Origin of the sequence: Stenotrophomonas geniculata ATCC 19374 = JCM 13324 (assembly GCF_001431625.1) — a bacterium.
Classification (GTDB): domain Bacteria; phylum Pseudomonadota; class Gammaproteobacteria; order Xanthomonadales; family Xanthomonadaceae; genus Stenotrophomonas; species Stenotrophomonas geniculata.
In genome coordinates this window covers 38,609-53,652 of the sequence record NZ_LLXT01000111.1, presented here as the reverse complement: position 1 = coordinate 53,652, position 15,044 = coordinate 38,609, and the positions used below count along the sequence as shown (strand labels likewise).

The window sequence follows — 15,044 nt, the reverse complement described above, 5'->3', positions numbered from 1 at the left end:
GCCCCGGCCGGTATAATCGGGCGCTTATCTCTTTGAAAAGCGCCCCGGGCGGGCGCCACTGCCATGTCCGAAGTCGCCAACGAAGCGTCGCGTCGCCGCACCTTCGCTATCATTTCCCACCCTGACGCCGGCAAGACCACGCTGACCGAAAAGCTGCTGCTGTTCGGAGGCGCGATCCAGATGGCCGGTTCGGTGAAGGGCCGCAAGGCTGCCCGCCACGCCACCTCCGACTGGATGGCGCTGGAAAAGGAGCGCGGCATCTCCGTCACCTCCTCGGTGATGCAGTTCCCGTACGAAGGCAAGATCGTCAACCTGCTCGACACCCCCGGCCACGCCGACTTCGGCGAGGACACCTACCGCGTGCTGACCGCGGTGGACTCGGCGCTGATGGTGATCGACGTGGCCAAGGGCGTGGAAGAGCGCACCATCAAGCTGATGGAAGTGTGCCGCCTGCGCGACACCCCGATCATGACCTTCATCAACAAGCTCGACCGCGAGGGCAAGGACCCGATCGAGCTGCTGGATGAAGTGGAAACCGTGCTCGGCATCCAGTGCGCCCCGGTCACCTGGCCGATCGGCATGGGCCAGCGCCTGAAGGGCGTGGTGCATCTGCTCACCGGCGAAGTGCACCTGTACGAACCGGGCCGCAACTTCACCCGCCAGGACTCGACCATCTTCCCGTCCATCGATGCCCCCGGCCTGGCCGAGAAGATCGGTGCACAGATGCTGGCCGACCTGCGCGACGAACTGGAACTGGTGCAGGGCGCCAGCCACCCGTTCGACCTGGACGCTTATCGCGCCGGCAAGCAGACCCCGGTGTTCTTCGGCTCGGGCGTGAACAACTTCGGCGTGCAGCCGCTGCTGGACTTCTTCGTCGAGCATGCGCCGTCGCCGCAGGCACGCTCCACCACCGGCCGCGAGATTGCCCCGGAAGAGAACAAGCTGACCGGCTTCGTGTTCAAGATCCAGGCCAACATGGACCCGCAGCACCGTGACCGCGTGGCGTTCATGCGCGTCTGCTCGGGCCGTTTCAGCGCCGGCATGAAGACCTTCCACGTGCGCACCGGCAAGGAAATGAAGCTGGCCAACGCCCTGACCTTCATGGCCAGCGATCGTGAAATCGCCGCCGAAGCGTGGCCGGGCGATGTGATCGGCATCCACAACCACGGCACCATTTCCATCGGCGATACCTTCACCGAAGGCGAAGCGGTCACCTTCACCGGTATTCCGAACTTCGCCCCGGAGCTGTTCCGTCGCGCACGCCTGCGTGATCCGCTCAAGCTCAAGCAGCTGCAGAAGGGCCTGGCCCAGCTGTCCGAGGAAGGTGCGACCCAGTTCTTCCGCCCGCTGACCAGCAACGACCTGATCCTGGGTGCGGTCGGTGTGCTGCAGTTCGACGTGGCCGCGTACCGCCTGAAGGACGAGTACGGCGTGGAAGCCACCTTCGAGCCGGTCAGCGTGACCACTGCGCGTTGGGTCCACTGCAGCAACGAAAAGAAGCTGGAAGAGTTCCGCGAGAAGAACGCACTGAACCTGGCACTGGATGCGGCCGGCCACCTGGTCTACCTGGCACCGACCCGGGTCAACCTTCAGCTGGCGCAGGAACGCTCGCCGGACGTGCGCTTCTCGGCCACCCGCGAAGCGGCGCATACGGTTTCGGTGGGCTGATGCCACGCGGTCGGATCCCTTTCCGCAGGAAAGGGCTCTGACTCCTGCAGTGCCGGGCGTTCATCCACGCATGGCGTGGATCTACCATGGACCCGGCGCAGGCCGGCAATTCATCGACCATACGGTGACGGGCGTGCAGACGCCGCCCATCGCGGCGATGATAGGGGGGTGCGGGTCCCCCTCCCCGCGAACGATGCCTACGCCATGTCCACGACTTCCGTTGCTTCGATCCGCGAAGAAATCGCCAGCGCCCTGACCCACGGCCTCGGTGCCGTGCTCGCTCTGGGCGCCGGTGCGGTACTGATCACCCTGGCCGCCATCTACAGCGATGGCTGGCAGCTGGCCGGCGCGATCGTATTCGGCATTGCGCTTCTGCTGCTGTACACCGCCTCCACGCTGTACCACGCCATCCAGCACCCGGTCGCCAAGGGCCGCCTGAAGGTGTTCGACCACTGCGCAATCTACGTATTGATCGCCGGCACCTATACCCCGTTCACCCTGATCGGCCTGCGTGGCCCGTGGGGCTGGGGCCTGTTCGCCGCGATCTGGACCCTGGCCCTAGCCGGGGTGGTGTTCAAGCTGTTCTACACCGGCCGCTTCAAGGCGCTTTCCACCGGCATCTACATCGCCATGGGCTGGCTGGTGATCGTGGCGATCAAGCCGATGCTGGCCTCGATCGACGGCTGGACGCTGGGCTGGCTGCTGGCCGGCGGCCTGTCGTACACGCTGGGCACCTATTTCTATCACCGCGAATCGATCCCCTATTCGCACGCGATCTGGCACCTGTTCGTGATCGGCGGCAGCGTCTGCCACTTCGTCGCGGTGACCATGCAGGTGCTGTAACGGCGCGGGTTGTGCACACCACGCACATGGACGCTTCGCGCCCCGTCCACGATGAAGGGGCAACCATGGCAGCGTGAATGCTGCCGCCTCCCCTGCCGCAACGCGCGCTTCCCGCTGGCGCCTCCGCAGACCTGGCCCGCGCGGCCGGCGCTGGCTCACGGTCCTGGTCTTCCTGCTGGCAGTGATCCTGGTGGTGATCGCGCTGTGGGACTGGAACTGGTTCAAGGGTCCGGTCGAGCGCGCGGTGCAGGCACGCACCGGTCGTGCACTGCACATCGGCCACCTGGATGTCGACCTCGGCCGAACCAGCACCATCCGTGCCGATGCGATCACCTTCGCCAATGCCGCCTGGGCGAAACAGCCGAACATGGCCACGGCCGACCGCGTCGAGATCGACGTGCGGGTATGGCCCCTGCTGCGCGGCAGCGTGCAGCTGCCGGAGGTGCGCCTGACCCGACCGGACGTGCTGCTGGAAACCGCCCCGCGCAAGGGCGAGCCGGGCAACTGGGATTTCCTGGGTGACAGCAGAGGCGGGACAAGCCCGCAACTCAAGCGCCTGCGCATCGACGACGGCCGGCTGCAGTTCCTCGACGCACTGGGCCGTACCGACATCCGCGTGGGCGTGCGCAGCGGCCAACCGAAACAGGCCGATGCCTCGCCGCCGCTGCTGGTGCGGGGCAAGGGCCGCTGGCAGGGCAACCCGTTCACCCTGCAGGGCGGTACCGAATCACCGCTGGAACTGACCGACAGCGACCACCCGTTCCGCATCCACCTCGACGGCCGCGCCGGTGCCACCCACGCAGTGGCCCGCGGCACGCTCACCAACCCCTTCCAGCTGCGCGTGTTCGACCTGCAGTTCGCGCTCAGTGGCCAGGATCTGGCCGATCTCTACCCGCTGCTCGGCATCGCCATCCCGCCCTCACCGCCCTATGCGTTGGACGGACGCCTGAAGCGCGACCACAACGTCTGGCGTTACGACGGCTTCACCGGCAAGGTCGGCGACAGCGACCTGGGGGGCAACCTGCAGTTCGAGGTGGGACGCGACCGTCCACGACTGACCGCGACGCTGGAATCCAGGCGCCTGGACTTCGATGACCTGGCCGGCTTCGTCGGCGCGCCACCGAAGACCGGCGGCGGCGAAACCGCCAACGCAGAACAGAAGGCCGAGGCCGCACGCGTTGCTGCCCGTGCACGCGTGCTGCCCGACACGCCCTACAACCTCGGCAAGCTGCGCGCGATGGATGCCGACGTGCGCTGGAAGGCCCACCGCATCAACGCCCCTTCGTTGCCGCTGGACGACATGGATGCGCACCTGCTGCTGGATGACGGCGTGCTACGGCTGGACCCGCTGAACTTCGGCGTGGCCGGCGGCGATATCCGCAGCACGATCCGCATGGATGCACGTCAGCCGCAGATCCGCACCGCGCTGAAGGCCAGCGTGCGCGGCGTGCAGCTGGGCCAGCTGCTCCCGGACGCGAAGCTGGCCGAGCAGGCCAAGGGCGGCATCGGCGGCGAAGTGGACCTGAGCGGCCGTGGCAACTCGATCGCCGCCATGCTGGGCAGCAGCGATGGCAAGGTCGGCCTGGCGATGGGCCGCGGCCATGTCGGTAACCTGGTAATGGAACTGGCGGGGCTGGACATTACCGAATCGCTGAAATTCCTGGTGACCGGCGACAAGCAGATCCCCCTACGCTGCGCCTTCGCCGACTTCGGCGTGCGCGACGGCCTGATGACCAGCCAGGCACTGGCGGTGGATACCACCGACACGATCCTCATCGGCGAAGGCACGGTCAGCCTGCGCGACGAGACCCTGGACCTGCTGCTGAAACCGCGCCCGAAGGACAAGAGCATCCTGGTTCTGCGCTCTCCGCTGCATATCAGCGGCACGTTCAAGGACCCGTCGTTCCGCCCGGACTTCAAGGCGCTGGGTATTCGTGGCGCCGTGGCCCTGGCGCTGGGCAGCATCGCGCCGCCGGCGGCGTTGCTGGCGACGATCGAACTGGGGCCGGGGAAGGATGCCGACTGCGGGGGGCAGTATGCGAAGTAGGTTTACAGCGTTGTTCGCGGCGCCTGCATTGATCGCGGCCTGAGGGGGACGGGTGACGCAGGCAGGACACGCCGCAAGTACGTCCCTGTAGGCTCGATGGCGCCATCCATGGCGCCAACGGTCCTGCCTGCGTCACCCGTCCCCCTTCCGACAGTTTCCTGCGCGCGCGGAACGAGAGCGGAAATTCAAAGTCAAAAGAAAAAAGCAAAGTCAAAAGCTGTTGCCAACCAAGGTTGGCAGCTACCAAGGGCGAGGCACCGCGCATGTACGCACCGCGCTCGCAGAAATGTGTCCAGAGGCGGAGGGTGCGGCTGTGGCTTTGGCTGTGGCTCTGGCTTCGAAAAGCGGGCCGGCGGGCCGCAGGCCCGCCAGCGACACCCTCACCCGGCGACGATGTACTGCTGCAGCTGATCCAGCTCGCGCCGCTGCGCGTCGATCACCGATTTCACCAGGTCGCCGATGGAAATCACCCCCAGCACCTGCGCCCCCTCCACCACCGGCAGGTGGCGGATGCGGTAATCGGTCACCAGCTGCAGGCAGTGCTCTACCTGTTCGCCCGGCGAGACCGTCACCACCTTCGCCGTCATGATCTCGGCCACCGCCGTATCACGCGACGAACGATCACGCAGCACGATCTTGCGCGCGTAATCGCGCTCCGAAAGGATCCCGACCAGCCGCGGCCCGTCCATCACCAGCACCGCGCCAATGCCCTTTTCCGCCATCAACCGGATCGCATCGATCACCGCCGCATCCGGCGCGACCGCATGTACTTCAGGAGACTTGCCGTCCAACAGTTGCCGTACCGTGGTCATCTGCCTGCCCTCCGAGGGTGGGTTGCAGGGCCGAGTCTGCCACGGTGGATGCTAGCCACGCGTCAACCAGGTACAACGGGCGCTGCTTGGATTCCTCGTACAGCCGTCCCAGGTACTCACCGATCAGGCCCAGGGCGATCAACTGCACCCCGCCCAGGAACAGGATCACCGCCATCATCGTCGGCCAACCCGCCACCCGGTCACCGTACAGGGCCGCCTTGGCGATCACCCATACACCGAATACGAAAGCAACCGCCGCCGTGGCCAGGCCCATGTAGGTCGCCGCCCGCAGGGGAACGGTCGAGAACCCGGTGATACCTTCCAGCGCGAAGTTCCACAGCCGCCAAAGGCTGAACTTGCTGGAGCCGGCCACGCGCGCGTGGCGGTGGTAGGGCACGGCAATCCGCTTGAATCCGACCCAGCTGAAAAGACCCTTCATGAAGCGATGGCGTTCACGCATCTCGCGCAGCGCGCTCAGCGCGCGCGGCGACAGCAGGCGGAAGTCACCGGTATCGGCAGGGATCGGCGTGCGTGAGAGGCGACCGATCACCCGGTAGAACGCCGCCGCCGTGGCGCGCTTGATCCAGGCCTCGCCGTCGCGGGCCATGCGCGTGCCATAGATGTTGTCATGCCCTTCGCGCCAGCGCGCAACGAACTGCGGCACCAGTTCCGGCGGGTCCTGGCCATCGGCGTCCAGGATCATCGCTGCGCCTTCGCGCACCAGATCCAGGCCGGCAGTCAGCGCGGCCTCCTTGCCGAAATTGCGCGACAGCTTCAACGCCGATACGCGCGCGTCGCCCTGCGCCAATCCTGCGATCACCTGCCAGGTCCCGTCGTGGCTGCCGTCGTCCACATACAGGATGTGACCATCGACGTCGGGCATACCATCGAGCACCGCGCACAGCCGTGGATGCAGCAGCGGCAGTGCCAGGGCCTCGTTGTAGGCGGCGATGACAAAAGTGAGCCGTTCGCGGTTCATGTCCGGAATTGTACGTTGCCGGCGCGCACACGACCCGCCGCCTGCCGATCGCAGCGCGCCCGCCTCAGTCCTCCGACAGATAGGACGCGCCGCCCAGCTGTCGTGCCTGGCGCTGGATCCATGCCGCGCGCCGCTGCACGTACGGCCCTGGCTTGGCCGCGTTGTAGCGTCGCGGTGCCGGCAACACCGCCGCCAGCCGCGCACTCTCGGCCGGACTCAACCGGGCCGCGTCCTTGCCCCAGAACGTCTGTGCCGCTGCCTGCGCGCCATATACGCCATCGCCGAACTCGGCGATGTTGGCGTACATCTCCAGGATGCGTTCCTTCGGCCACAGTGCTTCGATCAGCACCGTGTACCAGACTTCCAGGCCCTTGCGCACCCAGCTGCGGCCCTGCCAGAGGAACAGGTTCTTGGCGACCTGCTGGCTGATCGTGCTGGCCCCCCGCAGGCGCCCGCCCTTGGCGTTGTGGTCGCGGGCCTTCTCGATGGCCTGCAGGTCAAAGCCGTTGTGGTCGGGAAAGCGCTGGTCCTCTGCGGCCACCAGCGAGATCGGCAGGCTCGCTGCCATCTGGTCCAGGTCGCGCCACTGGTAGTGCAGGCGATAGGACCAGTCGGCCTCGCCCAAGGCCTCGCCATAGCGCCACAGCATGACCGTGGATACCGGCGGGTCGATGAACCGCAGCACCAGCACCTGCAGGCAGCTGAAAGCGGCCAGCAGCAGCGGCAGCCAGAGCAGCCGTTTCCAGCGCCAGCGCCTGCGGCGCGGGACTTCCGCGATGGCCTCCACCTTGTGCTGCTCTCCCCCTGCCCCCATTACTGGTGCATCCTTCTTCTATCTGGTTGTCGGCGCATTATCCGGCAACCGCCCTCGTTTACGCGCGATGTGAGCCGATGACCGCCAACCCCGATTCCCTGATCCGCTTCCTGCTTCCCGATGCTGGCGTCCGTGGCGTCCACGTGCGCCTGCAGGCCACCTGGCAGGAGATTCTGTCCCACGCCGAGTACCCGGATACCGCCGCCGAACTGCTCGGCGAGGCCTGCGTGGCCTCGGCGCTGTTCACCGGCCACACCAAGATCGATGGCCGCCTCTCGATCCAGCTGCGCAGCAGCACCGCCCTGCGCACCCTGTTCGCCGAGTGCACCGCCGCCGGTACCCTGCGCGGCATCGCCCAGCTCAGCGAGGGCGCCGATGCGCCGCGCGACCTGTCCCGCCTGGGTGATGACGCCCTCCTCGCGATCACCATCGAGAACCCGGGCCTGGACCCACGCGAGCCGCAGCGCTACCAGAGCCTGGTCGCGCTGACCGCGCCGGAGCTGGACGAGGCCTTCGAGGACTACTTCCGCCAGTCCGAACAGCTGCCGACCCGCCTGCTGCTGGCGGCCGACCGCAAAGGCGCCGCCGGCCTGCTGCTGCAGAAGCTGCCGGGCGACGAGGGTGACGAGGACGGCTGGGCGCGTGCCAGCGCCCTGTTCGAGACCCTGGGCAAGGCCGAGCTGCTGGCGACCCCGGCCGAGCAGCTGCTGCACCGCCTGTTCCACGAAGAGAAGCCGGAACTGATGGGCGACAAGCCGCTGTCCTTCGCCTGCTCCTGTTCCCGCGAGCGGGTCGCATCGATGCTGCAGTCGCTGGGCGAAGACGAGGCCCGTGCCGCGGCCGCGGACACCGGCGCCGTCGAGGTCCGTTGCGAATTCTGCGGGCGGGAGTATCACTTTCCTTTGACGGAGTTCGGCATACTGTTCCACGGTGCCGAGGGGACTGTACCGGCGCCTGAACGGCTTCAGTAAACGGCTTGTCTTGCATCTGGGGGGATCAAGGCTTGTTAAGAATTCATAAACACCCTAGGATCAAGTTCCCGTCTCTGCGGGAACTTCCGTTGTCCGTCCCTGTCTGAACTGGTCCGATGCGTACCTTCCTGCGTCTACCGCTGGCCCTGCTGATCGCCCTTGGCGCGATCACGGGCGTGCACGCGCAGAGCAAGGACACCCGGACCGTGCTGCCGGTGTGGAACAAGGGCAGCGGCAAGGTCGAGGCCCTGCTGTACCTGGAGCCCACGGGTGAACAGGCCGCCGGCGCCCGCTGGCACTTCGGCCGCAACTCGCTGGATGCGGCCTTCGGCCTGTCCTCCGGCGATTCACTGGGCCTGCTCTGCAACAGCAGCAGCGGGACCAGCATGAGCGGCCTGGCCAGTCACTGCATGCTGGCCAGCCTGGGTGACGACGACGACCTCAACAGCCGCCGCTTCACCGGCACCGCCGCGCTGAACCGCGGCAACAGCCGCCTCGGCATCACCGCGGGCACCGGCCGTGAAACGCTGCCGGCGTGGCTGTCAGGCCCGAACAAGACACCCTCGCTGCGCGCCGAGCAGAACGACCTGACCGTATTCGCGCAGAAGAACATCGGCCGCGAGGGTTTTGTCTCGATTGCCGGTACCTACGCCAAGGCCCGCCTGGTACCGCTGGCCGACGCCGCGCCGTCCATCGTCGACCGCTGGGACAGCAAGAGCCTGAGCATCGGCGCCGGCTATGGCAACTTCACCGGCAGCATCATCGGCCGCGTGATCGACGTACCGGGCAAGCCCGGCAAGTGGGAAGGCCTGGGCATCGGCCTGACCTGGCGTACCCCGTGGTCCGGCCAGCTTACCGTTGGCGCCGAGAACGTGATCAGCCGCGGCAAGAATCCGTTCTCCCCACGCAATGAAAGCAACGACGACGGCACCGTGCCGTACGTGCGTTACGAACAGGACCTGTAACTCCAGCCGCGGCGCAGCATACGGCCCCGCATGGTCGCCAGGCCCAACGGCTGCGAGTCGTTGGGTCAACGCGCTGAACGCCCGTCACACCAGGCATTGCGGCTGCGGCACGAGGCCAGTCCGAGGCCTGCCTTCATCTATTTCACACAAGTCATTAACAGCCCTTTAATTATTGGAAAAGGGCAGTTAGTATCGGCTCAGCTTCACGTGTTTTGGTGGCGCCTTTCGCCTCCCGCGTGAAGCACTCAGCAGCACCACCAAGAATCCTTGGAGAGAGAGCCAATGAACAGCAAGACCAGCAAGCTGCGCGATGCAGTTGTCCTCGCGCTGATCGCAAGTGCCGGTACGGCGGCTACCGCCAGTGCCCAGGAAGGGAAGTCAGGGCAGGCGGGTACGACCCAGCTCGACCGTATTGAAGTAACCGGTTCGCGCATCAAGCGCACGGATGTTGAAGGCCCCAGCCCGGTCAGCGTGATTTCCCGCCAGGACATCGAAACCTCCGGCGAAATCTCGGTCGCGGACTTCCTCCGCAACAACATCTACAACTCGTTCGGTTCCACCCGTGAGTCGTCGGGCTCGGCAACCGGTTCCGCAGCCACCATCAGTCTGCGCGGCCTCGGCTCTGAGTACACGCTGGTCCTGCTGGACGGCCGTCGCATGACGTCCTCGCCGACCCTCGGTGGCGGTGCGCAGAACATCAACCTGATTCCGACGGCCGCCGTCGAGCGCATTGAAATCCTGCGCGAAGGCGCAGGTGCAGTGTACGGTTCGGATGCCATCGGCGGCGTGGTCAACGTGATCCTGCGTAAGGATTATGAAGGCCTGGGCTTCAGCGTCGGCTATGAAAATCCTGAAATCGGCCCGGCCGGTCGCACCGGCAGCCTGTCCGGTGGCATCAGCTCCGACCGTGGCAACCTGACGTTCGTGATCGACCATCAGGAACGCGAGTTGATGTACAACCGTGATATCAAGAAATACGTCACTGATGCAGGGCTGACCTGGGGCCTCAGCCCGTACAACTCGAGCGCGACCTTCTCCGGCGCCCGCACCGGCAGCGCCAGCGTCGCCAACTGCGACACCTTCGAGAACAGCGTCCGCATCAGCCCGACCCGCTGCGGCTTCGACCACGGCGCGACCTCGGCCAACGAAGCCTCGATGTCGCGTGACTCGCTGCTGCTGAACGGCAACTACCAGCTGACCGACAACACCTCGTTCTTCTTCCGTGCAATTGCGTCGGATACCAAGAGCGTTGGCGTTTATGCGTCGGCCCCGGTCGACAACGCCGGCGGCGGCCGTCCGCTGACCATCGCAGCCAACAATCCATTCAATCCGTTTGGCGAGGACGGCGTGCTGTCCTACCGGTTCACCCCGCTGGGTACGCGTGATGCCGTCCGTCGCGATACCTATCGCGATTTCAACTTCGGCCTGCGCGGTACGCTGGACCTGTTCGGCGGCGCCGACTGGGAAGTCGGTGTTGGCCATGGACGTGTCCGCCAGAGCTCGGTGAACTACAACTACGGCATCGGCAGCATCCTGCAGGACATGGTTGATTCGGGCGAGTACAACCCGTTCGATCCCACCCATCCGAGCGTGGCCGCTGCGGCTCCGAAGATCGCACACACCGTGTACGTGGAATCGGAACAGCGCACGGTCTCGGCCGACGGCAACATCTCCTTCGACCTGTTCCAGATGCCCGCCGGCGCCGTCAGCTTCGTGACCGGCTTCGAGTACCGCGATGACCGCCTGTCCATGGCCTACGACGCACAGAGCGCCGCAGGCAACGTGTTCGGCTCGGCAGGTGCAGGTACGGGTGGTGAGCGGTCCTACTACGCAGGCTACTTCGAAACCCTGATCCCGCTGTTCAGCAGCCTGACCGCCACTGTGGCCGGCCGCTATGACAGCTACAACGATCTGGGCAGCAAGTTCTCGCCGCGCGTATCGCTGGAGTTCCGTCCGATCGACTCGCTGCTGGTTCGTGGCTCCTGGGGCAAGGGCTTCCGTGCTCCGACCCTGGATGACATGTACGGCTCCAACTCCACGACCAACCTGAACAGCCCGGTGCTGAGTGCGATCGGCCACAACGGCGGCGACGAACTCGCATGCAAGGCCTTGTCCGCCGTCCGCGCTTCGACCGGCAATACCGGTTACCAGCCGTACCCGGTTGATCCCTGCAGCACCAGCAGCCAGTACCAGTGGCTGGTTTCCTCGAACCGCAATCTGAAGCCGGAGGAATCGAAGAACTGGAACGTCGGCTTCGTGTTCAGCCCGACCGAAGCACTGTCGATGGCAGTCGACTACTACGATGTGCAGATCGACAACGTGATCACTTCGGTGCCGCGTCCGCTGGCATGGCGCTACGGTGACGCAGGCCAGCCCGGCTATGGCGTTGATCGTGGTCCGGACATCACTGCACCGAATGGCGCAGTACTGCCGGGTATCCCGTTCCAGATCAAGCTGCCGATCGACAACGGTGCTTCGAAGAAGGTCCGTGGTATCGACGCCGAGTTGAACTTCCGCCAGAGCCTGGGCACCTACGGCGACCTGATGGCAAGGCTGAATTGGGCCCACCAGATCGAATTCACCGAAACCTCGATCATCAACGACAAGGTTGAACTGCTGGGCACCGGCGGCTATCCGAAGGATCGCGCGCAGTTCACCCTGGGCTGGAGCTACGGCGACGTCAGCATTGCGGCGATCACCAACTACATCGGCAAGAGCGGTTCGGAAGACACGCGCCTGCCGAGCTGGATCACCAATGATCTGCAGTTGACCTGGAATGCGCCGTGGAAGGGCAAGGTGACTCTGGGCGTCCGCAATGTCGGCAACAAGCTGCCGCCGTTCAACGATTCACTGAACTCCTTCCCGTACTACGACAACAGCCTGTACAACATCTGGGGCCGTACCCCGTACATGCGTTACGAACAGAACTTCTGATCCACGCCTGTCAGCAGTAGTGCAGCGACCCGCTTGTGCGGGTCGCTGCTTTTGGGCAGTCTTGCAGCTGCGTCAACTTCCCATGATGTGCATAACCTGTGCACCGGGCCCCGCCACAATGCATGACGGAAGCGCCGCAATGAGCGCAGATCCCCACTCCTTCCCGCAGGCAGCGCACTGGACCCAGCTCTGGCGCACCGGCGTGCTTCATTCGTGCAGTCACGGCATCGAAGGAAACTACGATGGCGAACTGCGTCTCTTCTGGGAGCGCAACGCCGCGGTTCTGCCACAAGGCGCGCGTGTGCTTGACGTTGGCACCGGCAACGGCGCCATCGCCCTCTTGATCCATCGGTTCCGCCCCGATCTTCAAGTGGTGGGCACCGACCTGGCCGATGTCGACCCCCGCTCGAATGTCGCCAATGGCAGAGAGCTTTTCTCCGGAATCACCTTCCTGCCTCGTACGCCGATGCACGCCATTCCGCTGGCAGACGGTAGTGTGGACCTTCTGGCATCGCAGTATGCATTCGAGTATGCAGCTCAGGGCCCAGCACTTCAGGAGTTTTCCCGGCTGATCGGGCCTGGAGGGCGAATCGCGTGGATCCTGCACAGCACGAACAGCGAAATCTCGCGCATCTCATCGCGCCAAGCCCAAGCCATCGCCGATGTACTGCGGAGCGACGGCATCTTTGATCGGGCTGAACAAGTGATCAAGGAACTGTACGCGGCCAAGGCCAGTGGCCCCTCCTTTCTTTCGGGGAGCAGAACTGCGGAGCAATCCCGCCTGGCTTTCAACGAGGCGGCAGGCGCGCTTGTCGACCGTGCCCTGGCGGAGCGGGATCTGCCGGTCCTGGGCCGGAGCGTCGGCATTCTGCAGGACGCGCTGGGCCCCGCCGCGCAGGATCCATCGACCGCCCTGCGGCGACTTCAGAGTGGTCGTGCCCTGCTTGCAGAGGAAGCCGCTCGCCTGCAGGAGCTCATGCGGGCGACCCGAAGCGAGGACGAGATGAAGCGCCTGGCGGCCGCATTGGGTGCCCAAGGCATGAATTCAGGATTTGAACCTCTGATGTATCGCGGGGTAAACATGGGCTGGGCGTTGGAGGCAGTACGTGAATGAGGCCGCTGAGGCTCGCCGTTATCACCATGCAGCTCGGCTGGATGATGCCCTCCCGCACTACAGGCGAGCACTGCTGCTGGATCCGTCTGACGATGTTCTTCGCTACGACGCAGCGCTTTGCATGATGCAACTCGGCCACGCACAAGAAGCCGCAGTACTGTTCCAGCAGATCCATCCCGCGTCCACCGCCTGGCAACCGGCACGCGCCCCTCTTGCGATCTGCCTGCGTGACAGCCATCGTGCGGGAGAGGCGCTTGAACCCGCACGCCAGGCAATCACGACGGCAGAACCGCAAGCATGGCAATGGATGCTGCTTGGTGACCTCCAGCAACGCACGGGCCAACAAATGGCTGCTGTCGACAGCCTCCAACGCGCGCTCGCGCTGGATCCCACCCTTCTTGAGGCCCACCACCTGCTGGGTCTCGCCCTGCAGGAAACGGGCAGGTACGAGGAGGCGATCAAGAGCTATGAAGTTGTAGCCGCCCAACTTCCCATGGAGCTCATCAACATCGCTCAGTGCCTTCAGCACCTCGGCCGGTGGGAATCCGCACGTGACGTACTGGCGCAACTTCACACGCTGCAGCCCGCACGTATGGACGTAATGTGCTGGCTCGCGCATGTCCATGCACAGCTGTGCGAGTTCGATGCCACGGACCGGATCGTGGCGCGGCTCATTGCACAGTTGCGCGTGACCACGCCCACAGCCGACGACGTACCGCAACCATTCACCTTCGCGACGCTGCCATTGGGCAACGACCTGCACAGGCAGCTGCTGGATCATGCGGCCGCATCGATCCAGGCCGGCCGGCAACCGTTGCCACGGGCGGCTGCCCGTCGGCACGGCCACCCAAGAATCGGCTACCTTTCCAGTGACCTGCACCACCACACCGTGGGCACCCTGTTGCACGGATTCTTCGCAGCGCATGATCGGAGCCGGTTCGAAGTGCATGTGTACGATTCCGGCCGGCAGCCGGCGTCCATCAACGGCGCAGAACACATCGAGCACGTTGGCGCGCTGAGCGACGCTGAGCTGGCAAAGCGACTGCACGAAGCGGATCTGGATATTCTCATCGATCTCAACGGCCCAACGTATGGAGGTCGGCCTGGAGCTCTGGCATATCGACCAGCGCGCATGCAACTGGGATGGCTGGGCTACCTCTCCGGACAACAATCGCCATGGCTTGATGGCATCATCCTCGACCACAGCCTGGCACCGGCAGACACCTCATGGCCGTTTTCCGACCGGGTACTTCGCCTGGCTGGCAGCGTGTTTCCAGCAGCAGAGCCCCACTCTCCGCCTGGACGAGACCGTGCGCGCTGGAAGCTACCCCATGCATCACCGGTAGCAGCCAGCTTCAATAGCAGCCATAAACTGAGCAGATCGCTGCTGGAGTGCTGGACGCAGATCCTGCGCGAGGCGCCTGATGCACTCTTGCTGGTCTGCCTGGCACCACAGGCACACCGCGGATTCCTGCAATCGTGGGACCTGCTCGGGGGAGACCGCGACCGGCTTCGCCTGCTGTCGCCGATGCCGGCCGAGCAATACCTGGAATGCATGGCGTCATGCGATCTGTTCCTTGATGCATTCAATTACCAGGCCGGTGCGACTGCGATTGATGCAGCATCGGCAGGGTTGCCACTACTGACCTGCCCCGGAGAGCTGCCGCTTTCGCGACTGGGGAGCAGTGTGAACAGGCAACTGGGAATGCCCGAACTGATCTGCAACGGACACCATGATTATGTGCGGCGCGCAGTGACACTGCTCCGTAACCCGGCTGCGCTTTCAGAACTCCGCCAGCGGGTCACCGTCCGCAACAAGGACAGTGCGTTGCATTCGGCAGCACGTGCGGCTACCGATCTTCAAGCGCTTTATCAAGACCTGCTGGGGGAGTGAACA

The 15,044-nt window shown here is 65.0% G+C and carries 11 protein-coding genes; 8 read left to right on the top strand and 3 right to left on the bottom strand.

Annotated elements, in window-relative coordinates:
- Positions 1 to 63: 63 nt before the first annotated feature.
- From ARC63_RS12760 to ARC63_RS12750, 3 genes are all read left to right on the top strand, one after another.
- Positions 64 to 1,668 carry a peptide chain release factor 3 gene (locus ARC63_RS12760; RefSeq protein WP_014038155.1) on the top strand — a complete coding sequence of 535 codons (1,605 nt, stop codon included), beginning with the start codon at positions 64 to 66 and terminating at the stop codon, positions 1,666 to 1,668.
- Positions 1,669 to 1,872: 204 nt separating this feature from the next.
- Positions 1,873 to 2,511 carry a PAQR family membrane homeostasis protein TrhA gene (gene trhA / locus ARC63_RS12755; protein WP_010482744.1) on the top strand — a complete coding sequence of 213 codons (639 nt, stop codon included), beginning with the start codon at positions 1,873 to 1,875 and terminating at the stop codon, positions 2,509 to 2,511.
- 73 nt (positions 2,512 to 2,584) lie between these two features.
- Positions 2,585 to 4,558 (top strand): AsmA family protein, encoded by a 1,974-nt coding sequence (locus tag ARC63_RS12750; RefSeq protein WP_043399146.1) that lies wholly within the window; start codon positions 2,585 to 2,587, stop codon positions 4,556 to 4,558.
- A gap of 380 nt (positions 4,559 to 4,938) precedes the next feature.
- Here ARC63_RS12750 and ARC63_RS12745 read toward each other — a convergent pair whose 3' ends face one another.
- The 3 genes from ARC63_RS12745 to mtgA all read right to left on the bottom strand — a co-directional run bounded on the left by ARC63_RS12745 (position 4,939) and on the right by mtgA (position 7,163).
- The gene (locus tag ARC63_RS12745; RefSeq protein WP_019336409.1) at positions 4,939 to 5,370 is read right to left on the bottom strand and encodes a CBS domain-containing protein; all 432 of its coding nucleotides are present in this window, start codon (positions 5,368 to 5,370) and stop codon (positions 4,939 to 4,941) included.
- The gene (locus tag ARC63_RS12740) at positions 5,330 to 6,349 is read right to left on the bottom strand and encodes a glycosyltransferase family 2 protein (protein ID WP_010482740.1); all 1,020 of its coding nucleotides are present in this window, start codon (positions 6,347 to 6,349) and stop codon (positions 5,330 to 5,332) included. Before ARC63_RS12740 ends, ARC63_RS12745 begins: the two co-directional genes overlap by 41 nt.
- 64 nt (positions 6,350 to 6,413) lie before the next feature.
- The gene (mtgA, locus tag ARC63_RS12735; protein WP_043399149.1) at positions 6,414 to 7,163 is read right to left on the bottom strand and encodes a monofunctional biosynthetic peptidoglycan transglycosylase; all 750 of its coding nucleotides are present in this window, start codon (positions 7,161 to 7,163) and stop codon (positions 6,414 to 6,416) included.
- Positions 7,164 to 7,240: 77 nt separating this feature from the next.
- Here mtgA and hslO point away from each other — a divergent pair, with 77 nt between their 5' ends.
- The 5 genes from hslO (at position 7,241) to ARC63_RS12710 (ending at position 15,041) form a co-directional block, all read left to right on the top strand.
- Entirely contained in the window at positions 7,241 to 8,134 is an 894-nt protein-coding gene (hslO, locus tag ARC63_RS12730) for an Hsp33 family molecular chaperone HslO (RefSeq protein ID WP_049410630.1), read from the top strand.
- A 116-nt stretch (positions 8,135 to 8,250) separates the two neighbouring features.
- A complete protein-coding gene (locus ARC63_RS12725) occupies positions 8,251 to 9,099 on the top strand; it encodes an XOO1806 family protein (RefSeq protein ID WP_010482736.1) in 849 nt (282 codons plus the stop codon).
- Between the two features lie 282 nt (positions 9,100 to 9,381).
- Positions 9,382 to 12,033 (top strand): TonB-dependent receptor plug domain-containing protein, encoded by a 2,652-nt coding sequence (locus tag ARC63_RS12720; RefSeq protein ID WP_049481850.1) that lies wholly within the window; start codon positions 9,382 to 9,384, stop codon positions 12,031 to 12,033.
- 139 nt (positions 12,034 to 12,172) lie between these two features.
- A complete protein-coding gene (locus ARC63_RS12715) occupies positions 12,173 to 13,147 on the top strand; it encodes a class I SAM-dependent methyltransferase (RefSeq protein WP_057503485.1) in 975 nt (324 codons plus the stop codon).
- A complete protein-coding gene (locus ARC63_RS12710) occupies positions 13,140 to 15,041 on the top strand; it encodes an O-linked N-acetylglucosamine transferase, SPINDLY family protein (protein WP_139042425.1) in 1,902 nt (633 codons plus the stop codon). Before ARC63_RS12715 ends, ARC63_RS12710 begins: the two co-directional genes overlap by 8 nt.
- Positions 15,042 to 15,044 lie beyond the last annotated feature (3 nt).